The organism is Vibrio sp. 1078-1 (assembly GCF_033340475.1).
Map to the genome: position 1 here is coordinate 1 of NZ_JAWOWM010000276.1, position 752 is coordinate 752.

A 752-nucleotide genomic window follows, 5' to 3' on the forward strand; every position below is an offset into this window, starting at 1 on the left:
GTCGCCGAATGGGCATGGTGAAGGGCGTGGTTCCTTGGTGATGCCTCAGAAAAAGACCATCAAATCACCAACGGTTTTGGTGATTCATGAAAACCGTGGCCTCAACCCTTACATTAAAGACGTCGCGAGACGACTAGCGAAAGATGGTTTTATCGCCTTTGCTCCCGATGCTCTCTACCCGTTAGGTGGGTATCCGGGAAATGATGATGAAGGGCGAGCAATGCAAAAAGAGATGGACAGAGCCAAGATTGAGCAAGACTTTATAGCGGCCGCTAAATTTATCAAACAGCACGAACATGGAAACGGCACGCTTGGCGCGGTTGGTTTCTGTTTTGGTGGTTATGTCGTCAATATGCTGGCGGCAGTTATGCCAAATGAGCTCGATGCAGGCGTACCTTTTTATGGAACACCCGCTGCAGAAGAGATTCAAAAACAAGTGAAAGGCCCATTAATGTTGCATTTCGCAGGGTTGGATAAACGTGTGAATGACACTTGGCCTTCGTACGAGCAGCAGTTGATTGCTTCAGGTGCGAAGTACCAAGCTTTGATGTATGAAAACGTCAATCATGGTTTCCACAACGACTCAACCGCACGTTACGCACCCGAGGAAGCGGCTCTTGCTTGGGAACGTACCTTAGCTTTCTTCAAAGAACATCTCATCGCCAGTTAATCGGAGTTGGCACATTCCTTGTTTTATCTCCTTTAGTGAGTGAGATATTAACAAGGAATGTGCATGACTCAATCAACGTCAA

Annotated in this window: 1 protein-coding gene; it reads left to right on the forward strand. The window is 47.2% G+C overall.

The window, feature by feature from the left end; genetic code table 11:
• A partial coding sequence (locus tag R7190_RS27080; RefSeq protein ID WP_318137829.1) for a dienelactone hydrolase family protein occupies positions 1-670 on the forward strand: 670 nt, incomplete at its 5' end.
• Between the last annotated feature and the right edge of the window lie 82 nt (positions 671-752).